The organism is Streptomyces sp. NPDC021020 (assembly GCF_044333285.1).
In the GTDB taxonomy this organism is placed as follows: domain Bacteria; phylum Actinomycetota; class Actinomycetes; order Streptomycetales; family Streptomycetaceae; genus Actinacidiphila.
The window spans coordinates 150310-175209 of record NZ_JBIRQQ010000003.1 but is presented as its reverse complement, the minus strand read 5'-3'; the positions used below and the strand labels follow the sequence as shown (position 1 = coordinate 175209).

The following is a 24900-nucleotide window of genomic DNA, read 5'->3' as shown; positions in this document are numbered from 1 at the left end:
CCCCCCACGGCGTCCGGCGGCCGCTGCCGCGTCCACGGGGGTCATACGGACTCCCGCTGCACCAGCTCCGTCGACAGCACGACGTGGCGGCGTACCGACTTGCGCTCGGCGATCTCCTCCAGCAGCACCCGGGCCATGGTGCGGCCCATCTCCTCGGTGGGCTGGCGGACGCTGGTGAGCGCCGGGTCCATGTGGCGCGCGATCGCGGAGTCCTCGAAGCCGACGAGCGCCACGTCCTCGGGCACCCGGCGGCCCGCCTCGCGCAGCACCGCACGGGCGCCTGCCGCCATCACATCGGAGGCGGCGAACACCCCGTCGATCTCCGGGCGGCGCACCAGCAGCTCGCGCATCGCGCGGCGGCCGCCCTCCTCGGTGAAGTCGCCGCGCGCGACGAGGGCGGTGTCGAAGCCGCCGGCGCCGCCGGAGGCGGCCTCGACCGCCTGCCGGTAGCCGTCGAGGCGGCTGCGGGCCACGTACATGTCCGGCGGGCCGGTGATGGTGGCGACCTGGCGGCGGCCGCGGGCGATGAGGTGGGCGACCGCGGCGCGCGCGCCGCCGACGTTGTCGGCGTCGACGTAGGAGACCGACTCCAGGTCGCTGCGGCGGCCGTTGAGGACCGCCGGCATCTCCAGCTGCTCCAGCAGGTCCGGCAGCGGGTCGTCCTCGTGCACGGACACCAGCAGCACGCCGTCGACCCGGTGGGCGGCCAGGTACTGCGCGAACCTGGCGCGCTCCTTGGGCGTGCGGATCAGGGTGAGCAGCAGCTGCATGTCGGTGTCGGCCAGCTCGGCGCCGATGCCGCGGATGATGTCGGAGAAGTAGGGCTCGGCGAACAGCCGGGTCTCCGGTTCCGGGATGACCAGGGCGATCGCGTCGGTGCGGTTGCCGGCCAGCGCGCGGGCCGCGCGGTTGGGCACGTACCCCAGCTCGGCGATAGCGGCCTCGACGGCGGCCTTGGCGCGGTCGCTGACCCGGGGTGACCCGTTGATCACCCGGGAGACCGTGCCTCGCCCGACTCCGGCGCGCAGCGCCACCTCCTCAAGGGTGGGACGCCCGCTGTGCCGTCCGTTCATGGCCACTGCCGCCTCCTGTACTCATTTCGCGCCACCTTAGCGTCCGGTCCTTCCCCGCAGGAGCGGTACCTGAGAGCGCTCCCACACTACAAGCCCCAGGCAGGGGCTTCCGTTCAAGAAGTAATCGCGAGTCAGCTCCGGACACGTTCCGGCAACGAAATGGACTTCACATCTTGACACTGACCCCTCCGAGGCGTGAATGTTCCGGAAAGCCTACGTGGGAGCGCTCCCACAGCGCCAACTTTCGTAACACCCCGGGGACCACGCACCACCAGCACGCTGACCCACCCTGACAAGGAGAGTGGAATGCGCACTTCCGGCAGAACCCGCAAGGCCGCCGTCATCGCGGTCGCGGGTCTCGCAGCCTGCGCGACCCTGATCACCGGCTGCAGCAGCGACAGCAAGGACGACAGCAAGGGCGACAGCTCGAAGGGCGGCTCGTCCAACGAGAAGATCACCCTGCACGTCGGCGACTTCGGCTCGTTCGGCTACGACGACAAGAACGGCGCCGCTCTCTACGCCGAGTACCACAAGCTGCACCCGAACATCACGATCGTCGAGGACAACGTCTCCGACGGCCAGCAGTACTGGGACAAGCTCAAGCTGCACCTGACCCAGAACAGCGGCCTGTCCGACATCCAGGCGATCGAGGTCGGCTACATCGGTCTGGCGATCCAGCCGAACCTGGCGAACAAGTTCGTGGACTTCAAGACGGTCCAGGGCTTCGACGCAGGCGCGTGGCTCCCCTACAAGGAGACGCAGGCCACCACCGGCGACGGCAAGGTCATCGGCCTGGGCACGGACGCCGGCCCGACGGCGATCTGCTACAACAAGGACGCCTTCGCCAAGGCGGGCCTGCCCACCGACCGCGACCAGCTCGCGGCGGCCTGGAACGGTGACTGGCAGAAGTTCATCGACCTGGGCAAGCAGTTCCAGAAGAAGGCCCCCAAGGGCATGAAGTTCTCCGACTCCGGCAGCGGTCTGTTCAACGCGATCCTGGCCAGCCAGAAGGACCAGTACTCGGACGCCAACGGCAAGCTGATCTACGACAGCAGCCCGGGCGTCAAGACCGCCTGGGACCTGGCGACGGAGGCCGTGGAGGCCGGCATCACCGCCGGCTACCAGCAGCTGGACCCGCAGAACGCGTGGTCGGCGGCCTTCAAGACCGGCAAGTTCGCGACCGTGACCTGCCCGAGCTGGATGGTCGGCCTCGTGCAGACCAACTCCGGTGACGCGGGCAAGGGCAAGTGGGACGTCGCCACGCCGCCGCAGGTCGGCAACTGGGGCGGTTCCTTCCTGGCGGTGCCGAAGTCCGGCAAGCACGTCAAGGAGGCCACCGAGCTGGCCCAGTGGCTGACCTCGAAGGAGCAGGAGGTCAAGGTCTTCCAGAAGTTCGGCAACATCCCGTCGAACGTCGCGGCCCTTGACGACCCGGCGGTCCAGAGCCTCACGAACCCGTACTTCCCGGGCACCCCGATCGGCAAGATCTTCGCGGGCGCGGCCAAGACCATCACCCCGGCCCCGATCGGTCCGTGGGACGGCAACGTGAAGGACATCATCACCAAGAACGGCATCATGGACATGGAGAAGCGCGGCACGTCGAAGGACAAGGCGTGGCAGAACGTGGTCTCCCAGATCAAGGACAAGGTCGTTCAGTAACCCCCGGCGGGGCCGCCCGGCAGTGTCTCCCACCTGCCGGGCGGCCCGTCATACGGCCGGCTGCGAGAAGTGAAGCCATCCGGCCGAGGCCTCTACAAGTTCTGAACAACCCTCCCCCCTCCCCCGGTTCACCGCCCGCACCCCTACGGGAAGGACGCCACTCGTGGCCACCTCCGTCAGGGCGACGTCCGACGGCAGCCCGCCGTCTTCCAGGCCCGCCCCGCGCTCCACACCCCAGGACGGCAGCCGACCTCCCGGCTGGCGCGCCCGGCTCTACCGCTTCGACACCAAGGCGTCGCCGTACGCCTACGTCGCCCCGTTCTTCGTCGTCTTCGCCGCCTTCGGCCTGTTCCCGCTGATCTACACCGGCTGGCTCTCGCTGCACCAGGTCGAGCTGGGGACGCACGGGTCGTGGGTCGGTTTCGACAACTACACCGCGCTGTGGGACAGCCCGTTCTTCTGGAAGGCGCTGCGCAACACCTTCACGCTCGCGGTGATCTCCACGGTGCCGCAGCTGCTGATGGCGCTCGGCATCGCGCACCTGCTCAACTACAAGATGCGCGGCCGCTCCTTCTTCCGGGTCGCGGTCCTGGCCCCGTACGCGACCTCGGTCGCCGCGGCCACCCTGGTCTTCGTCCAGATGTACAACCCCGACTACGGCATCGTGAACGAGGTGCTGGGCAAGGTCGGCTTCCCGCACATCGACTGGGAGTCGTCCAAGTGGCCCGCGCAGATCGCCATCTCGTCGATCGTGACGTGGCGCTGGACCGGCTACAACGCGCTGATCTACCTGGCCGCGATGCAGGCCGTCCCCGCCGACCTGTACGAGGCGGCGGCGCTCGACGGTGCCTCGCGCTGGCGGCAGTTCGTCAACGTCACGATCCCCTCGATCCGCCCGACGATCCTCTTCACGATCATCGTCTCCACCATCGGCGCGACCCAGCTGTTCGGTGAGCCGCTGATGTACGGCGGTGGCGTCGGCATCACCGGCGGCACCGACCACCAGTACCAGACGCTCAGCCTCTACATGTACGACCAGGGCTGGAACGTCGGCGAGCTCGGCCGGGCCTCCGCGGTGGCCTGGGTCATGCTGCTGATCCTGCTGCTCATCGGTGCCGCCAACCTGCTGATCGCGCGCTCCAACCGCAAGAAGCTGGGGGGCTGACCCATGGCTCAGATCGCCGAGAACGCGCGGACCGCGGGTCCGCGCCACTCCACCGCCGCCGTCCCGCGCCGCCGCCGCGGCCGGGCCGGAGCGCCGGGCAAGCAGCAGAACGCCGGACCGATCGCGTACGTGCTGATCATCTTCGCCGCGCTGGTGTCGCTCTTCCCGCTGTACTGGACGATCAGCGCGGCGTCCCACACGGACCAGGACATCATCGACGCCCGTCCGTCGCTGCTGCTGCCGAGCAGCCACATGATCGCCAATCTGAAGATCGTCTGGGACCAGGTCGACATGACCAAGGCCCTCATCAACTCGACGATCGTGGCGGGCCTGGTGGCCCTCAGCACCGTGCTGTTCGCGACGCTGGCCGGCTTCGCCTTCGCCAAGCTGCAGTTCCGCGGGCGCAACGCGCTGCTGACCATCGTCGTCGCCACCATGACGATCCCGCCGCAGCTCAGCGTCATCCCGCTCTACCAGATCATCACCAACGTGGGCTGGGTCAACCATCTGCAGTCGGTCATCCTGCCCTCGCTGGTCGCCGCGTTCGGCGTGTTCTTCATGCGGCAGTACCTCTCCGAGGCGCTGCCGATCGAGCTGATCGAGGCCGCCCGCGTCGACGGAGCGCACAGCCTGCGCATCCTGTGGCACGTCGTCTTCCCCATCGCCCGCCCCGCGATGGCCGTCCTGGGCATGCTCGTCTTCGTCCAGGCCTGGAACGACTTCTTCTGGCCCCTCATCGCCCTGAGCGAGCAGAACCCGACAGTGCAGGTCGCACTGGCCGGTGTCGGCTCCGGCAACCACAGCGTGGACCACGCCGTGGTCGTCACCGCCGCCCTGGTCGCGACGCTGCCGCTGCTGCTCGTCTTCGCCGTGCTGGGCAAGCAGATCGTCGGCGGTATCACCGCGGGCGCCGTCAAGAGCTGACCTCGTGTGCCCGTACGGCGACCACCCCCCGCGCCGTACGGGCCCGTGAGAGCCCCCTCCCCCCGACTACCCCCTGATTCCCCTGGAGTCCCCCGTCATGACAGCTGTCCATTCAGAGGGCACCGAGCTTTCCGCCGGCTCTGCCTCGCTCCGCTTCCCCCCCGGCTTCGTCTGGGGGTCGGCGACGGCCGCCTACCAGGTCGAGGGCGCCGCAGCCGAGGACGGCCGGACGCCTTCGATCTGGGACACGTTCAGCCACACGCCTGGCCGGGTCCGCAACGGGGACACCGGTGACATCGCCGCCGACCACTACCACCGCTACCGCGACGACGTCGCCCTGATGTCCGACCTGGGCCTGGGCGCGTACCGCTTCTCCGTGTCCTGGTCGCGGGTCCAGCCCACCGGGCGCGGCCCCGCCGTCCAGCGCGGGCTGGACTTCTACCGCCGGCTGACCGACGAGCTGCTCGACAAGGGCATCACCCCGGTCGCCACCCTCTACCACTGGGACCTGCCCCAGGACCTGGAGGACGTCGGCGGCTGGACCGTCCGCGACACCACCGAGCGCTTCGCCGAATACGCCGAGATCGTCGGCAGCGCGCTCGGCGACCGGGTGCCGTACTGGACGACGCTCAACGAGCCGTGGTGCTCGGCCTACCTGGGCTACGGCTCCGGCGTGCACGCCCCCGGGCGCACCGAGCCGGAGTCCGCCCTCAAGGCCGCCCACCACCTCAACCTCGCCCATGGCCGGGCGATCGGGGTTCTGCGTTCCGTTCTCCCCGCTACAGCGCAGACCTCGATCACCCTCAACCTGCACCAGGTCCGCCCGCTCACCGACTCCGCCGCCGACCTCGACGCCGCCCGCCGTATCGACGCGGTCGGCAACCGGGTCTTCCTCGGCCCGATCCTCGGCGACGGCTACCCCGCCGACCTGCTCGACGACACCGCCCACATCGTCGACTGGGAGACCCTGGTCAAGGACGGCGACCTCGCCGAGATCGGCCGCCCGATCGACCTGCTCGGCATCAACTACTACACCCCGACGCTGGTCTCCGACGGCCGCGCGCACACCGAGGGCGCGCAGCTGCCGCGCAACGACGGCCACGGCGACAGCGACCACTCCCCGTGGCCCGGCTCCGAGCACGTCGCCTTCCACCTCTCGCCCGGCGAGACCACCGCGATGCGCTGGTCCATCGACGCGACCGGCCTGCGCGACCTCATCAACCGCATCGCCCGCGAACACCCGGGCCTGCCGATGATGATCACCGAGAACGGCGCCGCGTACGACGACTACGTCTCGCCCGAGGGCCAGGTCAACGACCCCGAGCGGATCGCGTACGTGCACGGCCACCTCGCCGCCGTCCACGAGACCATCGCCGCCGGCGCGGACGTCCGCGGCTACTTCCTGTGGTCCCTCATGGACAACTTCGAGTGGGCCTACGGCTACAGCAAGCGCTTCGGCGCGGTCTACGTCGACTTCGGCACCCAGCGCCGGATCCCGAAGCAGAGCGCCCACTGGTACTCCCAGGTGGCGCGGTCAAACGTCCTTCCGGACCTCCCGGAGGAGGACGGGAAGTCCTGAGGGGACGGGAAAAAGGAGCGGTACGGCAGTTCGAGGGTGCTGCCGTACCGCTCCTTTCGTCTTTCCTGCCTTCCGCGGATTCGCCCTACGGAGGCGGCTCCAGCTTGACGCCCACCCCGCGCAGCGTGTGCAGATAGCGCGGCCGCGCCGCCGACTCGCCGAGCTTGCGGCGCAGCCACGACAGGTGCACGTCGACCGTCCGGTCGTCCCCGTACGACTGCCGCCACACCTCCGCGAGCAGCTCCCGGCGCGCCACCACCACGCCCGGCCGCGCCGCCAGGAAGCTCAGCAGGTCGAACTCCCGCCGGCTCAGCGCCAGCGCCACCCCGTCCAGCACGGCGAGCCTGCGGCGGGCGTCGATCGTCAGCCCCCCGACCCGGAGCACCGCCTCCGCGGCCGGCACCGCGCGCCCCCGCGCCCTCCGTAACACCGCCGCCAGCCGTGCGACCAGCAGCTCCACCGCGTACGGCTTGACGACGTAGTCGTCCGCCCCCGCGTGCAGCAGCCGCACCGCCCGCGGCTCCTCCCGCCCCGTCGCCGTCACCACCACCGGCACATCGCTGAACCCGCGCATCATCCGCAGCGCCTCCGCGCCGTCCAGATCCGGCAGCCCCAGATCCAGCACGACCGCGTCGAACCGCCCGCGCCCCACTTCCCGTAACGCCTCCAGGGCGGTCCCGGCACTGCGCACGCTGTACGAGGCGTCCGCCAGATGGCGGATCACCGTGGAGCGCAGGAAGGTGTCGTCTTCGACGACCAGCACACTGGCCATCCCGGCAACTTAGCGCGTCCGGCTCCGCCGGGGTTGCTGTTGTGACGCCGCGGGGTGCCACTTGCGGTGGCCGCGCGATCTTCCGTGGGTGCCTGGCTGGGCGCGCAGTTCTCCCCCAGGCTCCGCCCGGGAGGTGCCCCCACGCGCCCCTGGTGGTTGCCCGGCGAGGTAAGCGCGTCCTCGATCAGCCGAAGGCGTCCGGCGGAGGTGCGGGGGACGGGACGGCGGTCGCGTCGGTCACCACCGGGGCGCCGGCCGTGAAGGCGGTCAGGGAGGGGCCGGACTCGACGCGGCCGGGGTGGGGGTCGGTGGCGACGCGGCGGGTCAGGTCGGGGACCGGGAGGGGGTGGTCGGCGGCCCACAGGACGGCGTTGCCGAAACGCTTCCCCCGCAGGACGGCGGGGTCGGCGGCGAGGCAGACCTCTGCGAAGGCGGCGCTCGCCGTGGCGATCTGGCCGCGCAGGAAGGCCAGCGCGCCGCCGTCCGTGAGGTTCGCGGCGTACGAGCCGTCGGGCCGCAGCACCCGGCGGACGTCCGCCAGGAATTCCGCGCTCGTCAGGTGCGCGGGGGTGCGGGCGCCGCCGAAGACGTCGGCGATGACCAGATCCGCCCACCCGTCCGGCACCTTCGCCAGGCCCGCGCGGGCGTCGCCGCCGCGCACCTTGATCCGCCAGCCGCGCTCCCACGGCAGATGCGCCCGCACCAGCTCCACCAGCGCGGTGTCCAGCTCGATGACCTGCTGCGTGGACCGCGGCCGGGTGTACGCGGTGTACCGCGCGAGCGTCAGCGCCCCGCCGCCGAGGTGGACGACCCGCAGCGGGGCGCCCGGCGGCGCGGCCAGGTCGATGACGTGGCCCAGCCTGCGCTGGTAGGAGAAGCCCAGATGGTCCGGCGCGGCCAGGTCGACATGCGACTGCGGCGCCCCCTCCACGACCAGCGCCCACGCCTGCGGGCGCTCCCGGTCCGGTACGAGGGCCGCGGCGCCGCCGCCGACCTGCGCGGTCACCGCCTCGGGGGTGCGCCCGCGGCCGCCGCGCTCTCTTCTGCCTGCCATGCGCCGATTATCCGGGCCCGGCGGCTACCTCGCGCGCAACCCCAGGTAACCGTCGGCCAGCTCGATCGTGCGGGCCGCCTGGCCGAGCGCGTCGCGCAGCACCGCGGGGTCCGTCACCGCGGTCTCCGCGCGCGGCGGCACCAGCCACCCGCCGTCCGCGCCGGGCGCGACCGCGCTCGTACACGAGCTGCCCGGCACGTCCCACCCGTCGGCCGTCCCGGGCGGCACGAGGAAGCCGAGGCTGGCCCCGTCGCCGTCGTGCAGCACCGGGCCGACGCCGCTGCCGTAGCGCAGCAGGTCGACCGCCTCCAGGCCCTGCCGGGCCGGCACCGTCACCAGCTCGCACGGCGCCGGCAGCTCGCTGCCCTCCGGGCTGGGGCCCGACCTGTGCGTACCGCTCGTGTCCGCCACGGCCAACACTCCTCTCACGACGGGATGTCCCACACCCGTACAACGCGCGACCCGGGCGCGGATTCGCTGCGCCAGGGGTGGCGTTGCCTGGCGAATAGCGCGCGGGATATCCGTTTTGTACGACTCGCTGCCCGCGGGGGGGGGTGGGAGGTACAGGGCCGAGCCCCGACGCCCCCGCGCCCGGCGTGCGGCGCCTCCGGCGGGGGCTGACGCGCGCTCCCGACCCGCCCACGGGTGGCACCGGCAGACGGCCGAGCACCCGCACGGGTGGGCGGGCAGGCAGGAAGACCGAACCCGCCCTAGCGTGAAAACATGGCCCGTCTGCGTATCGTCGCCACCCTCGCCGCGGCCCTGACGGCGGCCCTCCTCGCCACCCCGCACCCGGCGGACGGCTCCGCCACCCGCACCCCGTACGACCAGAGCCCCACCTGGGCCGGCTGCCCCAACGTGCCCACGCCCCGGCCGGGCGCGAGCCCGCAGCACATGGAGTGCGCCACCCTCAGCGTTCCGCGGGACTACGCCCACCCCGGCGCGGGTGAGCTGGACCTCGCGATCAGCCGCATCCCGGCGACGGGCCCCGGCCCGCGCCTCGGCTCGCTCCTGGTGAACTTCGGCGGGCCCGGCCTCCCCGGCATCCCGGAACTCGCCGCGGTGGCCGCGAACGGCGACCTCGCCCGGCTCAACGAGCGCTACGACCTCGTCGGCTTCGACCCCCGCGGGGTCGGCCGCAGCACCCCCGTGGACTGCGGCGACCTCTCCGGCGTGACGGCCACCGACGCCGCCGCCCAGGCGCGCCAGGTGGCCCGGGCCTGCCGCGCGCACTCCGGCGGCCTGCTCCCGTACGTCGGCACGCACAACGCCGCGCACGACCTGGACGTCATCCGTTCGGCCGTCGGCGACGACCGGCTGACCTACCTCGGGTTCTCGTACGGCGGCCGGCTCGGCTCCGTCTACGCGCACGAATTCCCGCAGCGCACCGGGCGGATGGTGCTGGACGGGGTGCCGGACCCGACGCTCGACGACGTCGGGACGGCCCTCGCGCAGAGCGCCGCCTTCCAGCACGCGCTGGACGACTTCGCCGCGGACTGCGCGGCGCGCTCCTGCCCGATCGCGGGGCACACCGCGAAGGAGGTCGTGGCGGGCATCGCGGAGCAGGGGCACGCCCTGGACGGCGGCGGGATCGCCACCGTGACCGGGCAGCTCGACCACGAGGGCTTCGTGCAGGGCGTGCAGAACGCGCTCTACTCCAAGGACGACTGGTCCGACCTGCGGGACGCGCTGCGCGCCCTGCGCACGGGTGACGGCGAGCCGATGATGCAGCTCGCCTACCCCGGGCAGATGGGCCAGCTCAGCGGCGCCGGGATGCTCGGGCGCGCCGGGCTCCCGCCGCTGCGGCCCGGCCGCTCCGGCGCCGGGACCGGGCCGGACTGGGCGGTGCCCGACAACTACGAGATGGCCAAGCTCGCGATCGACTGCCAGGACACGCCGGAGCGGCGCACGGTCGCGGGCGTGCACCGCCTGGACGGGCGCTTCTCCGCGGCGTCCGCGGTCTTCGGGCCGTCGATCGAGGCGACGCTCCTCGCCTGCACGGGGTGGCCGCCCGGCGACCACGCCTCCCGCGAGGTCTCCGCGCGGACGGCCCCCCAGGCGCTGCTGGTCGGCACGACCGCGGATCCGGCGACGCCGTACCCCGGGGCGGCGCACATGGCCGCGGCGCTCGGCAACGGGAGCCGCGTGCTCACGTACCGGGGTGACGGGCACGGGGCGTACTTCGCGCACAGCCGGTGCGTACGCGCCTCGGTGGAGGCGTATCTGGTGGACGGGACGCTTCCCCCGTCCGGGGCGGTGTGCTGAACGCTCCGGGGCGGTGGGTTGCGGTTTGGTGCGCGACCTTCCCTTGGCGGGGGCTGGGCGCGCAGTTCCTCGCGCCCCCGGTGTCACCCGGCGGGGCATCGCGCGCCCCGTGCGGGGGTGGGGTCGGGTGCCACTCCGGGGGTACCTCCTCGGAATGCGCGTCCGACCTCATGAGCTAGGTGGCGGGTCTTGCGTGCGCATTCCTCCGGGGGCACCCCCGGATCGTCCCCCTCCCGGGCATGGTTGGCGGCTGCCTGCCGGTGGGGGTTACGGTTCGCCGCCGACGGTGGTTGCGGCCCACAGGAAGACCGGCACTTTTCGCTCTTACCTGCACGGGTGGTGCGGGTGGGAAAACCCCGCGCCGTCAGGCGCGGGAAACCTCCGCGGCCGGGAGGCCGAGGATGCGGCGGGGGATGAGGAAGCCCTCGGCCACGGCGGTGGCGGCGGCGACGCGGGGGAGGTCGAGGCGGCGTTCGCAGAGGAGGTGGCGGGGGTGCCAGGTGGGCGCGTACGCGGAGTACGTGCGGGAGCGTTCCGCGATGTTCCAGTGGCGGGCCAGCAGGCGGAGGGGGCCGCGTGAGGTGGCCGCGGAGCGGAACGCCGTGGTGTTGAGGGAGACGCGGGTGATCGCGGCGAGGGGGCCGGGGGTGGCATGCGCCGCGGTGAGGAGGAGGTCGGTGAGGAGGTGGTCCGCGGGGGCGCGGCCGGAGTCGCGGTCGTAGCGGACGAGGTCGAGCGTGAGGCCGTCCGGGCCCCAGGGGACGAAGCCGAGGAGGGCGCAGGTGCGCCCGTTGGGGTCGAGGCATTCGGCGAGCAGGCAGTCGCCGTCCGCTTCGTCGCCGAGGCGGCCGAGGGCGACGGCGAAGCCGCGTTCCGCGGGGTGGCGGCGCCAGGCGTCGGCGAGCTGGCGCAGGCGGCGCCAGTCGTCGGGCGGGACGTCGCGCTGGGCGCGGATCCGTACGGTGTAGCCCGCGCCGGAGAGCAGGTCGTGGGCGTTGCGGAGGGCGGGGGCCTCGCCCGCGGCGAAGGTGCGGGGGGAGACGACGGCCTCCCCGCCGGAGGCGTACGCGTGGAAGCCCTCCGCCTGGTAGGCGGCGGCCGCTTCGGTGCCGGCGTTGGTGACGGCGGGGACCCAGGCGTGGGCGCCGGCGAGGTCGAGCCAGGCGGTGACGGCCGCGGGCCAGGCGGCGGGCGGGCCGAGGGGGTCGCCGGAGGCGAGGGCGACGCCGTTGACGACGCGGTAGAGGATGGCCGCGTCGCGGCCGGGGGCCCAGCACACGGACTTGTCGCGGCGCAGCGCGAAGTAGCCGAAGGAGTCGCGCCGCCCGTACGCGCGCAGCAGCTCGCGCAGCCGGCGCTCGTCGGCGGGCTGGAGGCGGGCGCGGCCGCGGGGGGCGCGGAAGAAGGCGAGCAGGACGACGAGCAGGAGGGCGACGCTGAGGACGTTGATGGCCAGGTCGGTCCAGCCGGGCACGGTGATGCCGGGCAGGTCGAACAGGCCGGAGACGGTCAGGACGCGCACGGAGGCGTAGCGCAGGCTCGCGGCCCACTCGCGCGGCGGGGTGCGGTCGGTGGCGTGCACCAGCAGGGTGCCGACGCCGACGGCGACGACCGCGCCGATCACCAGGCTGGTCAGGCCGAGGGCGACGTTGCCGCGCTCGCCGCGCACGTTGAAGACGGGGCGGGAGACCAGCAGCGCGAGCAGGAAGAGGACGGTGACGGCGAGCGCGAGCCAGTTGACGGCGTGGCCGCGGGAGGTGGACACGGCGCCGAGCGTGCCGATCAGGATCAGCGTGTAGCCCGCGGCGAGCACGGTGGTGAGGATCCACGCGGCGCGCTTGCGGCGGCGCAGGCTGACCGAGAGCAGCAGCGCGAGCACCGCGCCGGTGAAGCCGGGGCTGACCAGGAAGGCCGTGACGTACTCGCCGTCGGTGGCCGCCCGCACCCGCTGGCGGAAGGGGGCGACGAGGCCGGTGACGACGTTGACGGCGGTCGCCAGCCGCAGGTACCAGACGGCGCCGGTCGCGCCGGGCGCGCGCAGCGGGCGCAGCACCCGGGCGAGCAGCACCTCCAGGCGGGAGGGCGGGATGTCGACGATGGTGGGCCGGTGCGGCTCCGCCTTGGTGAGCGACACCGGGTTCGGCGCGCCCGCGACCGCGTCCATCACGCGGGTCTTCCACCCGACGAGCCGGCGGTGGATGCGCTCCTCGCGGCGCTCGGAGCGGGCCATCCGGCGCGGCCTGCTGCCGTAGCGCCAGCGCGCCCAGGGGCTGCCGGGGCGGGCCAGCCGCAGGGCGCCGACGACGGCGAGGAAGGGCAGCATCACGCCGAGCAGCCCGGTCCACACCTTGCCCTTGGCCAGGCACAGCACGACGAAGCCGAGCAGCACGGCGGCGACCAGGTAGGGGGTCCAGGAGGTGCCGCCGACGTAGCCGCCGAGGGGGGCCTGGCCGATGAGCAGCAGGCCGATGACGCACACCGCGAGGATCACCGCGTCGACGGACCTGCGGCCCTCCTCGCGCCAGTACACGTCCTCCAGGTGCAGCACGAGCGCGAACTCGTCGAGGACCAGGCCGCAGCCCGCGCCGAAGACGAAGGCCAGGATGTCGTGCGCGAGCGGGCCGCCGTGCACGGCGAAGGAGCCGACGCCGCCGACGATCATCATGATCTGGCCGAAGACGACGTGGTGGATGTGCAGGCCGCCGGGCTGGACGTTGCCCGGCCACCAGGACACGCCCCGGCGGATCATCCGGACGCTGAAACGGATGAAGAGGAAGGAGCCCAGCAGGCCCGCGAGGAGCAGGAAGAGCGGGGTGCGGCCGCCGGTGCCGGAGATGTGTACGCGGACGGCGTCCGACAGCGACCAGTGGCCCATCGTCCCAGGGTGCGTTCCGGGGCACACCCGGCCAAGCGGGCACGCCGGTCGTGGATGCCTTGCAACGCCGAAGGCCCTCCGCGAACACGGAGGGCCTTCGGATCAGGTGCGCCGCCAGGGACTCGAACCCCGGACCCGCTGATTAAGAGTCAGCTGCTCTAACCAACTGAGCTAGCGGCGCCTGCTGACGAGGAAGACATTAGCACCCCCCGCGGCGACCTGGGAAATCGATAAGGCTCACGCGTTCCCGGGCACTCCGGCGAGCACCGGCGGGGCCGCCCGGCGGGCCTCCCGGACCGCCCGCAGACACGCCCACAGCAGCACGTCCGGGCCCGGCAGCCAGGGGTGGCGGGTGTCGGGTGCGACGACCCAGCGTGACATTCCGGGGCCGGCTTCCGGACCCTCGGCCGCCGCCGGGTCGACGTCCTCGGGTAAGCCGTGGAGCGGCGGCACCGTCACCGCGTCCCCGGCGCCGTGGCAGAGCATCGGCGGCACCGCGCCCGCCCACTCCTCCCAGCCGAGCAGGGCCGGCAGCCGCTGGGCGGTGCCCGGCGCGACGAGCAGCAGCACCCGGCCGCGGTGCACGGCGACCGGGCCGCTGCCCGGACCCGCCGCCCACAGCTGCTCCAGCACCCGACGGCCGAACAGCGGGGTGAGGTTGACCACGTCGAAGGCCCTGCCGCACGGCAGGACGCTCGGCGCGCCCGGCCGGGCGGACCACAGGGCCTCGACACTGCGCGGGAAGGCGCTCGCGGAGGCCAGCCAGGCGGCGCCCTCCGGGGTGACACAGGCGGTGTGCCGGCGCCGCTGGGCCTCGGTGACTATGCCGACGACACTTCCCGCTGGGGTGTTCCGCTGCCATTCATCCATGTCATCTACAGGTACGCGTCCGGCAGGCCCCGGCCCGGCGAATCGCCCGAACACGGGACAGGAGCGGCGGGACGGCGTACCCTTCCGTCCTCACACCGCGCGACTGACCCGTTACGGGGTGGCACCACCGTCGGCGATCAGGGCCGCGCCCCACTCGGCCATCCGCCGGGCGTAGTCCTCCGACCAGCCCGCCTGCCGGGCGACCTCGTCGGCGCCGAGCCGGTCGAACCGGCGCGGATCGGTGAGCTGCGCGGCCGCGATGGCCTGGAATTCCGCCGCCCGGTCGGCCGCGCTGCGGAAGGCCTGCTCCAGCTCGCTCGCCCGGGCCAGCAGCTCCCGCGGGTCGTCCATCGACTCCAGCTCGAAGAAGCGGTCGCCGCCCTCGTCGCCGCCGGGCGCCCCCGGCTCGAAGAGCAGCCGTGCGGGGCGCCGGGGCCGCTCCGGCCGCCCGTCCCGCCCGCCGTCGCCCTCCCGGCCCGAACTCCGCTGCTGCTCCTCGGACATACGCTGACCTCCGCTGACCCGTTCCGCCTGCCGACCCCCCATTGTCCCGCGTGCGCCCTACCCACGGCCCCGCCCCCGTACGCCCTCACGCCCGCCACCCGGTGCGTCACGCCCTCACGCCCGCCACGCCACCCGGTGCTCCGACAGGTGGGCCAGCACCGCGTGGTTGGCCTCCCAGCCATCCGGGAATTTCACCGTCACGCCGAGGCGGACCGGGTCGGAGGAGGGGTGTTCGTCGAGGAGGTCGGCGACGCCCGCGCGGCAGACGACGATGCAGGCGTGGCGGTGGCGGGAGGCCAGCACGCACAGGCGGCCGGTCTCCAGGTGGAAGGCGGTGGCGTCGGGGCGGCCGGACAGCGGGTGGAGGACGACGGTGACGTCGAACTCCCGGCCCTGGAGGCGGTTCGCGGTGTCCACCGCCACGCCGGACGGCCCCGCCGGGACGCCCACCGCGGCGAGCGCCGAGCGGACGGCGGCGGCCTGGTCGCGGTGCGCGGTGCCGACCGCGATCCGGTCGGCGGTCAGGGGCGCGGGGTCGGGGCCGCGCTCGGAGTACGTCAGGCCGCCGCGGTCCAGCAGCCTGCGGACGACCGCGGCGACCGCCCGTACCGCCTCCGGGTCGGTGCGCGGGGTGTGCCGGGCGGGCAGCTCCAGCAGGCCCCAGCCGGACTCCGCGGCTTCGTCCAGCACCCGGTCGGGCCCGCTGCCCTCCCCCGGCACCCCGAAGACGAGCCGCCGGTCGCCGTGGCCCGTGCCGCTGCGGAAGGGGGTGTACGGGTAGAACGCGCGGGAGACCAGCGGGGCCGCCGACGCGGGCAGCCGCCAGGACACCGGCAGCCGGTGCTGCGGCAGGCCCGGGTTGTGGGCCAGCAGCGTCACGACCGCGCTCGCCGACGGATCCCAGCTCAGGCCCGCCCACTGCTCGGCGCCCACCACGCTGAAGGGGTCCAGCTGGCCCGGGTCGCCGACGAAGAGGGCACGCTCGAACAGGCCCGCGACCTGGAGCAGCGCGTCCGACCGCATCTGGTAGGCCTCGTCGACGATGGCGTGCCGCCAGGGCTCGACGTCCTTGACGTACGCCCACTTCGCGGCCGTCGCGATCACCACGGCGCGGTCGCGCAGTTCGGCGACGGAGGAGGATTTCGCGATCCCCGGATGCCGGTCGAGCGACGGGTCCGGGGCTGAGTCCGTGCCGTGCAGGCGGCCCACGGCGAGTTCGGGGTCGGCGGTCGCGAGCCGGTCGGCGAGATCGTCGACCTGCGCGTTCGTCTGCGCGACGATCATCAGCTGCTCGCCGGACGCGGCCAGTTCGCGGGCCGCGCGCACCACGAGGGTGGATTTGCCCGCGCCCGGCGGGGAGTCGACGACCACACCGCGGGCGCTGTGGCCCTTGGTGTCGGCCAGGATCGCCGCGGTCGCCGCCGCGGCCTCCGCCCCGGGGTCGAAGCGGTCGGCGGTGGCGGCGCCACCGGTGCCCTGCGTCACAGGAAGTCCTCCGCGGTCACGGTGTCCGGCGGCTCCGCCGGCAGTGGCTGCTGCGCCGCTCCCTGCCCGGGCGGCCCCCCGTGCGTCCAGGGCGTCGCCTCCGCCTCGGGCAGCGCGGGCCCGCCGCGCGGGTCGTGCGCGAAGAGCGTGAAGGTCACCCGGTCGCCGGGGGCGGGCACGGAGCCCTCGCGGGGCGTCTTCCCCGCGCCCATGCCGCCGGTGAGCCGCACGGTGACCAGCCACTCGGCGGGGGCGGGCTCCTCCGCCGTGTCCGCCGGGCGGGGCTGCGGCACCGGGTGGGCCGGGGTGACGGCCACCAGGTCCGCGGTCTGGGCGGACTTCGCGTCCGGGAGGGCGCGGAAGGCGCGCGTGCCGGGCTCTGCCTGGGGGAAGTCGGGGGTCGTGAGCGTCACCAGGGGGCGGGGCATGGGGCGGCGCCCCTCGGAGTACGCCATCTCCACCTCCCGCACCGTGCCGGTGAAGGCCTCGCCGGACAGCCGCCGGGCCGCCATCACCAGCGGGTCGTCCAGCGCCTCCTGGGCGTACAGGCGGGCCTGGGCCGTCTCCCGCCCGGCCAGCTTCTGCGCCGCCGTGACCGCGTCGTCCCGCCGGGGCTGCGGCGGCTCCCCCGCCCGGAGCCTGTCGCGGTGGCCGGTGAAGGACCAGCGGTCCCGCTTCCACCGCTCCGCGACGTGCGCGCCCTCGGGAAGCGCCCGCAGCAGGTCCACGCCGCGCCACACGTCCTCCCACGTCGGCCGCAGCTGCGACGCGACCAGCCGCCGTACGTCCGCCTCCGCGACCCGCATCGGGCCGGTCGCGCCCGCGGCGCGCGCCGCGTCGTAGCGCTCCAGCGCCGGGGCGAGCACCCGGTTGTCGAACACCGGGTCGGTCGCCGGGCCCGCGGGCGGGCTGAGCAGCAGGCCGTCCGCGCCGCGCCCGGTCTGCGCGCGGGCCGCGGCCGCCGGGCCGTCGAGCCCCGCGGGCGGGTCGATCCAGCCGAGCAGCGCGCCCAGGTGCTGGTCCTCCATCGCGCTCTGGCCCGTCGCCCAGTGCCGGGTGAGCAGGTCGGTCATCGCGACGAGCAGCGCGCCGCCGGGCGTACGGGCCCGCTCGGCGTAATGCGTGAGCCACCGCCCCAGCAGCGGCACCGGGACCGGCACCGGGTGCGGGGCGTCGGTGTCCTCGACGGTGCGCAGGTAGCGCGTGGACCGGCCCAGCAGCCGTACGTACTCCAGGGCCGCGCCGTTGGGCACGATCAGCTGCGGGGCGTCCGCGCACACCTCGGTCTCTTCGCGGTTCCGCGTCGCGGGCTCCGTCTCGACGTCGTCGGCGTACGCGTCCATCACCGGCAGGACGACACCGGCGAGCCCGGCGAAGAAGGCGAACCGCTGTTCGCGGTCGAGCGGCTGGGGTACGACGAGGAGCGTCGGCCCCTCCCGGTCGGTGCCCACCATCGCGCCCAGCGGCGCACCCGCCTCGCCCGCGGTCGTGAGCGGCACGAGGACGAGCGGGCGCTGCGCCAGGTGCCGGTGCAGCACCGTCGCGGCGGGAACCGCCCGGCCGCTCCCCGCGGCTTCGGCCCGGGCCAGCACGTTCATGAGGCTCACGCGGCCTCCCCGCGGAGCAGCCGCGTCATGCGGTCGCGCCCGCTCATGACGCCGCCTCCGCCTCGGCGAGGGCCTCCGCGCGGAGGGCGGCCGCGCGGCGGAGGGCGCGGATGGCGGGGTCGTCGGTGTCCGCGCCCGGCGCGGGGTGCGCGGCCGCGCGGACGGCGTCGAGGGTGGTGAGCGCGCCGAGGTCGGCACGCAGGGCGCGGCCCAGCGCCTCGACGGAATCCGCCGCGCGGGCGCGTTCACGGCAGTGGAAGGCGAGTTCGCAGCTGGCCAGGCACTCGGGGGCGTACGCGGCGGGGACGGCCTCGACGGAGGCGGCGAGGTCGGGGCGGGGGGCGGCGGGGTCGAAGGTCGTGCCCTCGGGGAGCAGCGCCGCGATCTCCTCGATCCGGGTGAGGCGGGTCAGCTGGCGCCGGGTGACGGCGAGTTGCTTGCGGACGTCGACGCTGTCCGCGGTGGGGAGGTTGGAGAAGTCCTTGGGGCAGACCAGCAGGATGTCGCTGCGGGTGCGGCCGGGCTCGACCGCGTCGAGCGCGAGGACGTACACCGCGGCCTGCCGCGCCGCCGCGCCGACCTTCATCGCGTCGGCGGCGCCGTCCAGGATCGGGAAGGACTTGATCTCGACGACGGTCCAGGCGCCGTCGGGGGCGACGGCCACCGCGTCGGGCTCCAGGAAGACGGTGGAGCCGGCGACGTCGAGGGCGAGCAGCGGGTGGTCCAGCAGTGTCCAGCGGCCGCGCGGGGCCTCGGCGAGGGCGATCCGGGTGCGGGCGGTGCGGCCCTCGGGGCCCGCCGCGCCGAGGTCGGGGACCTCCGCGCGCTCCCCGTCGGCGCCCAGCAGCCGCAGCAGTTCGGCGCAGCCGTCCGCCTTGACGCGGGCCTCGAAGGCGTGGCCGCGGGAGAAGGCGAAGCGCGACTGGCCGAACCGCGCGGGCGCGCCCAGCGCTTCGGCGACGGCTCCCTTGTCCACGCCCGCGGCGTCCAGCAGGGAGCGGCGCCGGCAGCCGGGGTTGGCGGCGAGGGCGGCGAGCGCCCGCGCGTCGAGTGGCCGGGCGGGGGTGTCGGGGCCGCGCAGCACGGCCAGCCGCTCGCGCAGTGTGTGGTGCGTAGTGCTCACCCGCGCAAGTGTGGCACCCGGCTACGACAACCGTCCCCCGCGCCGCCCGCGCGGGTCGCGGGCCCCGGACGCGGGCCCGGAAAAGCCGCAGGGCCCGCCGGACGGGATGCGTCCTGCGGGCCCTGCGGCACGCTCCTCCTACGCTCTGCTGGGCTCGTTGCGCCCCTGCGCCTCCGTGCCGTCCGGATCGGCCGCGGGGGCCTGCGCCGGGGTGTCCGGGGGCTCCTTCGCGTCGGGGGCCTGCGGGGCGTCCGCGGACGCGGCCGGGCGCGGGGCCGGGACCTTCACGGCCGGCTCGGCGGCGGGCTCCGGGGCGCCCGCGGGAGCAGCCGCGGCCGGGCGGACCTTGGCGTGGTAGTGGTCCAGCAGCCGCAGCGCGGGCTTGGCGAGCAGGAAGCCGACGCCCATCGTGGCGACGCCCGCCGCCGCGTCCATCAGGTAGTGGTTGGCGGTGCCCATGACGACCATCGCGGTGGTCAGCGGGTAGAGCACGCCGAGGACGCGGACGAAGGTGTTGCGGCCGTAGCGGAAGAGCATGATGCCGCACCACAGCGACCAGCCGACGTGCAGGCTCGGCATGGCGGCGTACTCGTTGGTGAGGTGGCCGAGGCCGCGCGGCGCGCTCGCGTCGGTGCCCCACCAGCCGTAGCTGCCGTACTGGGCCATGGTGTCCATGAAGCCGTGCGCCCCGGGCAGCAGCCGGGGCGGCGCGGTGGGCACGGTCGTGAAGCCGACCAGGCCGATGAGCGTGGAGATCATCAGCCAGGTGCGGGCCTGCCGGTAGTGCGTGGGGCGGCGCAGCCAGAGCCAGACCAGGATCGTCGGCGTGACGATGTAGTGCATCGACGCGTACATGAAGTCCGCGGGGACGCCGAGGAAGGCGTGGTGCGTGAAGAGCCGGTTGAACCACTGCTCCGGGTCGAGGTGGGTCAGCTGCTCGAAGTGCAGGATGTCCGCACCGTGCTCGACAGCGTCGTCCACGTCACCGCGCACCAGCAGACGCGCGCCGGAGTACAGCGCGTAGACCACGGCAATCAACGGCAGCTCGGTCCACCAGCGCAGCCTGCCGCGGTAGGCGGCAGCTCGCGGCGCGGCGGCTGTGATCGTCATTGCGGGCGTCTCTCCAGGTTCTCCGAACGCCGCGGGCGGCGGTCATGGACTTGTGGCGTACCCTCTACCGTACGACGTACGGTAAACCGTACGCACACCGCCCCGGCAGAAGCGGCGAAACCCCGAGTTTATGCGGCGTTCAGCGCTCGTACGGTGTTCAACCACCCACGGCGGGGGGTATGCATGCACCGCGGAGGACGCGGTGAAGACGCTCCGGGTTGCCCTCCTCGCCCCGTGTGATCGCAAAGGACGTGAAAAGAACAAGCCGATGTCCGCCACCCAGCCGGCCAGCCCGCCTCGGCGCCGCGCACCGCGCAACTCGCTCAACCCCGACCGTATCCTCGACGCCGCACTCGCCCTGCTCGACCGCGACGGCGCCGAGGCCTTCACCATGCGCGGCCTCGCCCAGCAGCTCGGGGTCGGCACGATGGCCGTCTACTCGCACTTCCGGGGCAAGGACGAGATCAGCGACGCCGTCGCCCAGCGGCTGCTGGACACCATAGAGCTTCCGCGGGGGCGTTCCGGGGATCCGCGCGGTGAATTGCGCGAGGTGTGCCTCGGGGTATATCGGCTGTTCACCGACCATCCGTCCGCGCTGGAGCTGCTGGCCGGGCGGCCGCTGCGCGGCGACGACGCGATCGGGCTCATCGACCGGATGCTCGCGCTGCTCCAGCAGGCCGGGCTGAGCCGGGAGGACGCGGCCCACGCGCACGTGGCGCTCATGCAGTACACGGTCGGCTCCGCGCTGTGGAACACCCGGCGCTCGCGCGTACTCGGCAAGGAGGGCGCGCGCGACCGGGTGCTGGCCAAGATCGCGGCGCTGGACGCGGACGCCTACCCCGCGCTGGTGGCCCTCGGGCCCGAGCTGCTGTGCGACCGCAACGAGGGCACGGGGCAGTTCGAGTACGGCCTCGACGGCCTGCTGTGCGGCCTGCTGCCGCGCGCCCCGCGGGCCTGAGCGCGCCCCCGGCCCCCGGCGGGCGGTCCGCACGCGTCTGAGCGATGATGGGATTTTCCGCTCTTCGCACGACACGAGAGGCCGCACCGCATGGCTGCGCGCATCCTTCTGGTCCGGCACGGCCAGACGGAATGGTCCCTGTCCGGCCGCCACACCGGGCGTACCGACATCCCGCTGACCGACGAGGGGCGCCGCACCGCGCGACTGCTCGGCGAGCGGCTCGCGGGCGCGCCCTGGCACGGCCTGCCCGGCACCGAGGTGCGCACCAGCCCGCTGGTGCGGGCGTCCGAGACGTGCGAGCTGGCGGGCTTCGGGGACGGGGCCAAGGAGTGGGACGCGCTCCTGGAGTGGCACTACGGCGACTACGAGGGCCTCAAACCCGCCGAGATCCAGGCGCTGCGCCCCGGCTGGCTCATCTGGCGCGACGGGGTGCCGGGCGGCGAGTCGCCCGACGAGGTGGCCGCGCGCGTGGACGAGGTGATCGCCCGCGTCCGCTCGGGCCACCACGACGTGCTGCTCTTCGCGCACGGCCATGTGCTGCGCATGCTGGGCGCGCGCTGGCTCGGGCTGCCGCCGTCCTTCGGGGCGTCCCTGCGGCTGGAGCCCGCGTCGCTGTCGGTGCTGGGCTGGGCCTACGGGCAGCCCGCCGTCGAACGCTGGAACGACACCGGCCACTTGGGCTGACGCACCGGCCGTCCTGACTCCCGGGACGGGCTGCCGGGGGAACACCGGCGGGACCGGGTAGCGTTCACCGGGCGGCGCAGCCGCGACCGACGTCCGTATCCGATGGAGGCTTGATCATGGCAACCACCCGCACCGCTACCACCCAGTGGCAGGGCCCGCTGATGGGCGGCGCAGGCACCGTCTCGCTCGACTCGTCGGGCGTCGGCAAGTACGACGTCTCGTGGCCGTCGCGCGCCGAGGCGGCCAACGGCAAGACCAGCCCCGAGGAGCTGATCGCCGCGGCCCACTCCTCCTGCTACTCGATGGCGCTCTCGCACGGCCTGGCCGGCGCCGGCACCCCGCCGGAGAGCGTGGAGACGCAGGCGAACGTCACCTTCCAGCCCGGTGAGGGCATCACCGGCATCGTGCTGCGGGTGCAGGCCCGCGTGCCCGGCCTGTCCGCCGAGGACTTCGCGGCCGCCGCGCAGAACGCCAAGGAGAACTGCCCGGTCAGCAAGGCGCTCGCGGGTGTGAACATCACCCTCGAGGCCGAACTGCTCAGCTGAGCCGAGGCCGTGTCAGCGGCGGGTGACCCGTATCGTCCAGTCGCCCGCCGCGTCGCGGCGCTGCACCCGGAAGGTCACACCGGACGCCTTGTCGGTCCAGGTCTGGCCCGCGGTGAAGGGTGCGTCGTTGAGGGAGTTGAAGGCGCCGCTGCTGAAGTCGCAGGCGGAGGTGCCGGGATGGCCGTCGACGAGGGTGACCGGGCCCTTGCCCGAGTCGACGTCGGTGCGCACGCGGTAGGCGAGTATCCCCTGCCGGCAGGCGTCGTTGTCGTCGCCGACCGCGGCCCGCGCCTCCAGCACGAAGACCTTGGTCGGGCCGTAGGGGACGATGACGGCCTTGCGTCCGCCGGGCACCTCGACCGGGCTGAGGGTGTAGGTGGCCGCGCCGCGCGCGGTGACGCAGGAGATCTGCCGGTCGGTCAGCCAGCCGAGCCGCCACTTGTGCCAGGCGAAGAGGTCGCCCTGCAGGCCCCAGTCGAGCGACATGGTGTCCCACTGCCCGGCGAGCCTGTCGGTGCGCGGGAAGTCGTCGGCGGAGTAGAGGTCGGGCAGTCCGAAGGCGTGGCCGTTCTCGTGGCTGAGGACGCGCGAGCCGGACTGGTCGTGGCCGTATATCAGCGACACCTTGTTCAGCCGGGCCCCGTCGTCGGTGGTCGCCGCCGAGGCGCCGGTCCAGGTGACCGACAGCACCGCCTCGTCGGCGGGCGGGCCCGCGTTGGGCGTGACCAGGACGTTGACCAGGTCGTAGCCGCGGAAATCTATGCTCTTGTCGGCGGCCTTGAGCAGGTCGCGCATCATCGCGGTGTGTGCGTCCCAGCCGTAGCCGCGGCCTATCCCGTACGCGCTGAAGGGCCGCGGCATGCGTATCCAGCGCAGCACCGGCGTGGACTCGTAGTCGAGCCGGCCGTACGAGGCGGTGGCGTACCACTGCTTGACCGCCGGGAAGAACTCGGCGTAGCGCTCGGCGGCGCTGTACGGGGCGCGCGCGTCGGGGAAGTCGATCAGCAGCGTCAGCGCGCGCACGGTGCCGGTGGACGGGGCGAACTCCGCGTCCGGGCCGCGGGCCGTGGAGTCCGGGAAGCCCTCGGACATCGCCACGCCGGGCACGGCCCGCAGCGCGCACGGCCGGGCCGCGGGCGGCGAGGCGGGCAGCGCGGGCGGGCCGCCGCCCGCCGACACCGAACTCCCGACGGCGAGCATCCCCGCGGCCCCCAGCGCCGCGAGCCGCACCCCGCGCCGCAACCCCCGCACGGCGGCCCGCCGCCCGCCGCCGGGGAGGCCCGGGAGGCCCGGGGCGGGCCCGTCAGACATCGCGGCCGGCGTCCGCGGCGCCGGTCGTGCGCTGGGTGACCTTGACCGCCCAGTCGCCGTCCGGCTCGCGGCCGGTGACGGTGACGCGGGCGGTGCCGTCGGGCAGGGTGTAGGACTCCCCCGGCCCGAGCGGCGCGTCGGCCAGCGGCGGGTAGACGGAGGTGGCCGCGCACGCCGAGCTGCCCGGGTGGCCGTCGACCACGGTGACGGGCCCGTCGCCGGACTCGCGGTCCGAGCGCACCCGGTAGAGCAGCACACCGGTACGGCAGGCCTCCGCGTCGTTGCCGGTACGCGTCCGGGCCTCGACCGCGAGCACGCTGTCCGGGCCCGTCCGCAGCACCAGCAGCTTGGTGCCGCCGCCGGTGGACTCGTCGGGGGCGAGGTCGTAGTAGGACGTGCCGGGGCCGGTGACGCAGCCGACCTGCTCCGGGCGCAGCCAGCCGAGCTTCCACTTGTGCCAGGCGAAGGGCTCGGGGGCCAGGCCGAACTGGCTGCCCATCAGGTCCCAGTCGCCGACCCGGGTGTCCCAGTCGGCGGCACTGCCGGGCGGCGGGCGGTCGTAGAGGTCGGGCAGGTCGAAGACATGGCCGGTCTCGTGGGCGAGCACGTTGCGGTCGGGCGGGTGGCGCTCGAAGACGGTCACGAGCCGGGAGAGCGGGTTGCCGTCGAGGGTGACGGGCCGGGCGAGGTTGACGACCTTGGTGGCGTCGGAGTCCACGCCGGGCGCGTCCGGGTCGGCGACGAGGTAGACGACGTCGTAGCCGCGGAAGTCGACCGCCGGGTCGGCGGTGGTCAGCGCGTCCCGCAGGTAGGCCGTACGGTCGGCGGCGCGCCAGTCGCGGTTGATGCGGTACGCCGTGGCCGAGCGCGGCATCGTCAGCCAGCGGTCCACGGTGTGCAGGTGCAGCCGGAAGTGCCCGGCGGACGCGGCGTCCCAGAACCGCGCGGTCGCCGGGTAGTGGTCGGCGGCGACCTCCCGCGGGGTCAGCGCGGGCGGGGAGTCGGGGAAGGACAGGAAGACCATGAGCGCGTCCACGTCGCCCTGCGCCCGCGGGTAGCCCGCCGGGGCGCTGCCGGCCTGCTCGACGCCGCCGGGGTCGACCAGGCCCTCGGAGTGGTGCGCCGCGGTGCGCGGCAGCAGGCACGCGGCGACGGGCGCGGCGTGCGCGGCGGGGCCGGTGCCGAGCGTCCAGGCGACGAGCGCGCCCAGCACGCACGACCCGGCGGCCAGCGCACGCGCCCCGCGCGGGCGCCCCGGCGCGTCCGCCGCGGCACGCGCGGAGCGGACGACGCCGCCGCCCGGCGTGTCGCCTGCCGGAATGCCTGACCGCCGCACA

At 74.2% G+C, this 24900-nt stretch carries 21 protein-coding genes and 1 tRNA gene; 8 read left to right on the top strand and 14 right to left on the bottom strand.

Features of this window, described 5'->3' with window-relative positions:
- Positions 1-41 precede the first annotated feature (41 nt).
- Positions 42-1073, bottom strand: a complete 1032-nt coding sequence (locus tag ACH4SL_RS09230; RefSeq protein WP_398442940.1) for a LacI family DNA-binding transcriptional regulator — start codon at positions 1071-1073, stop codon at positions 42-44.
- A 306-nt stretch (positions 1074-1379) separates the two neighbouring features.
- Between ACH4SL_RS09230 and ACH4SL_RS09225 the strand changes: the two genes are divergently transcribed.
- The 4 genes from ACH4SL_RS09225 to ACH4SL_RS09210 all read left to right on the top strand — a co-directional run bounded on the left by ACH4SL_RS09225 (position 1380) and on the right by ACH4SL_RS09210 (position 6400).
- Entirely contained in the window at positions 1380-2732 is a 1353-nt protein-coding gene (locus ACH4SL_RS09225) for an ABC transporter substrate-binding protein (protein WP_398442938.1), read from the top strand.
- 163 nt (positions 2733-2895) lie between these two features.
- On the top strand, positions 2896-3897 hold the full coding sequence (locus ACH4SL_RS09220; RefSeq protein WP_398442936.1) for a carbohydrate ABC transporter permease: 1002 nt from the start codon (positions 2896-2898) through the stop codon (positions 3895-3897).
- Positions 3898-3900: 3 nt separating this feature from the next.
- Positions 3901-4821, top strand: a complete 921-nt coding sequence (locus ACH4SL_RS09215; protein ID WP_398442934.1) for a carbohydrate ABC transporter permease — start codon at positions 3901-3903, stop codon at positions 4819-4821.
- A gap of 97 nt (positions 4822-4918) precedes the next feature.
- Entirely contained in the window at positions 4919-6400 is a 1482-nt protein-coding gene (locus ACH4SL_RS09210) for a glycoside hydrolase family 1 protein (protein ID WP_398442932.1), read from the top strand.
- An 85-nt stretch (positions 6401-6485) separates the two neighbouring features.
- On the opposite strand, the gene ACH4SL_RS09205 is transcribed toward ACH4SL_RS09210, so the two are convergent.
- From ACH4SL_RS09205 to ACH4SL_RS09195, 3 genes are all read right to left on the bottom strand, one after another.
- Positions 6486-7172, bottom strand: a complete 687-nt coding sequence (locus tag ACH4SL_RS09205; RefSeq protein WP_398442930.1) for a response regulator transcription factor — start codon at positions 7170-7172, stop codon at positions 6486-6488.
- A 184-nt stretch (positions 7173-7356) separates the two neighbouring features.
- Positions 7357-8226: a spermidine synthase gene (locus ACH4SL_RS09200; RefSeq protein ID WP_398442928.1), complete on the bottom strand. Its 870-nt coding sequence runs from the start codon at positions 8224-8226 to the stop codon at positions 7357-7359.
- A gap of 24 nt (positions 8227-8250) precedes the next feature.
- On the bottom strand, positions 8251-8637 hold the full coding sequence (locus tag ACH4SL_RS09195) for a hypothetical protein (RefSeq protein ID WP_398442926.1): 387 nt from the start codon (positions 8635-8637) through the stop codon (positions 8251-8253).
- A 312-nt stretch (positions 8638-8949) separates the two neighbouring features.
- Here ACH4SL_RS09195 and ACH4SL_RS09190 point away from each other — a divergent pair, with 312 nt between their 5' ends.
- Positions 8950-10491, top strand: coding sequence for an alpha/beta hydrolase (locus ACH4SL_RS09190; RefSeq protein WP_398442924.1), 1542 nt, complete (start codon positions 8950-8952; stop codon positions 10489-10491).
- A 364-nt stretch (positions 10492-10855) separates the two neighbouring features.
- On the opposite strand, the gene ACH4SL_RS09185 is transcribed toward ACH4SL_RS09190, so the two are convergent.
- The 8 genes from ACH4SL_RS09185 to ACH4SL_RS09150 form a co-directional block, all read right to left on the bottom strand.
- Entirely contained in the window at positions 10856-13366 is a 2511-nt protein-coding gene (locus ACH4SL_RS09185; protein ID WP_398442921.1) for a phosphatidylglycerol lysyltransferase domain-containing protein, read from the bottom strand.
- A 107-nt stretch (positions 13367-13473) separates the two neighbouring features.
- A tRNA-Lys gene (locus ACH4SL_RS09180) sits at positions 13474-13547 on the bottom strand.
- A 56-nt stretch (positions 13548-13603) separates the two neighbouring features.
- Positions 13604-14236: a bifunctional DNA primase/polymerase gene (locus tag ACH4SL_RS09175; protein WP_398442919.1), complete on the bottom strand. Its 633-nt coding sequence runs from the start codon at positions 14234-14236 to the stop codon at positions 13604-13606.
- Positions 14237-14347: 111 nt separating this feature from the next.
- The gene (locus tag ACH4SL_RS09170) at positions 14348-14740 is read right to left on the bottom strand and encodes a hypothetical protein (protein WP_398442917.1); all 393 of its coding nucleotides are present in this window, start codon (positions 14738-14740) and stop codon (positions 14348-14350) included.
- Between the two features lie 114 nt (positions 14741-14854).
- Positions 14855-16225: an AAA family ATPase gene (locus tag ACH4SL_RS09165; protein WP_398442915.1), complete on the bottom strand. Its 1371-nt coding sequence runs from the start codon at positions 16223-16225 to the stop codon at positions 14855-14857.
- A complete protein-coding gene (locus tag ACH4SL_RS09160) occupies positions 16222-17832 on the bottom strand; it encodes a hypothetical protein (protein WP_398442913.1) in 1611 nt (536 codons plus the stop codon). Before ACH4SL_RS09160 ends, ACH4SL_RS09165 begins: the two co-directional genes overlap by 4 nt.
- Positions 17833-17875: 43 nt before the next feature.
- The gene (locus ACH4SL_RS09155) at positions 17876-18955 is read right to left on the bottom strand and encodes a hypothetical protein (protein WP_398442911.1); all 1080 of its coding nucleotides are present in this window, start codon (positions 18953-18955) and stop codon (positions 17876-17878) included.
- Between the two features lie 138 nt (positions 18956-19093).
- Entirely contained in the window at positions 19094-20065 is a 972-nt protein-coding gene (locus ACH4SL_RS09150; protein ID WP_398442909.1) for a phosphatase PAP2 family protein, read from the bottom strand.
- A gap of 268 nt (positions 20066-20333) precedes the next feature.
- Between ACH4SL_RS09150 and ACH4SL_RS09145 the strand changes: the two genes are divergently transcribed.
- The 3 genes from ACH4SL_RS09145 to ACH4SL_RS09135 all read left to right on the top strand — a co-directional run bounded on the left by ACH4SL_RS09145 (position 20334) and on the right by ACH4SL_RS09135 (position 22252).
- Positions 20334-21023 (top strand): TetR/AcrR family transcriptional regulator, encoded by a 690-nt coding sequence (locus ACH4SL_RS09145; RefSeq protein ID WP_398442907.1) that lies wholly within the window; start codon positions 20334-20336, stop codon positions 21021-21023.
- A 90-nt stretch (positions 21024-21113) separates the two neighbouring features.
- Positions 21114-21707, top strand: a complete 594-nt coding sequence (locus ACH4SL_RS09140) for a histidine phosphatase family protein (protein WP_398442905.1) — start codon at positions 21114-21116, stop codon at positions 21705-21707.
- A gap of 116 nt (positions 21708-21823) precedes the next feature.
- Entirely contained in the window at positions 21824-22252 is a 429-nt protein-coding gene (locus tag ACH4SL_RS09135) for an OsmC family protein (RefSeq protein ID WP_398442903.1), read from the top strand.
- A gap of 12 nt (positions 22253-22264) precedes the next feature.
- On the opposite strand, the gene ACH4SL_RS09130 is transcribed toward ACH4SL_RS09135, so the two are convergent.
- Both ACH4SL_RS09130 and ACH4SL_RS09125 read right to left on the bottom strand, forming a co-directional pair.
- The gene (locus ACH4SL_RS09130; protein WP_398442901.1) at positions 22265-23563 is read right to left on the bottom strand and encodes a M6 family metalloprotease domain-containing protein; all 1299 of its coding nucleotides are present in this window, start codon (positions 23561-23563) and stop codon (positions 22265-22267) included.
- The gene (locus ACH4SL_RS09125; protein ID WP_398442899.1) at positions 23556-24899 is read right to left on the bottom strand and encodes a M6 family metalloprotease domain-containing protein; all 1344 of its coding nucleotides are present in this window, start codon (positions 24897-24899) and stop codon (positions 23556-23558) included. Before ACH4SL_RS09125 ends, ACH4SL_RS09130 begins: the two co-directional genes overlap by 8 nt.
- Position 24900 lies beyond the last annotated feature (1 nt).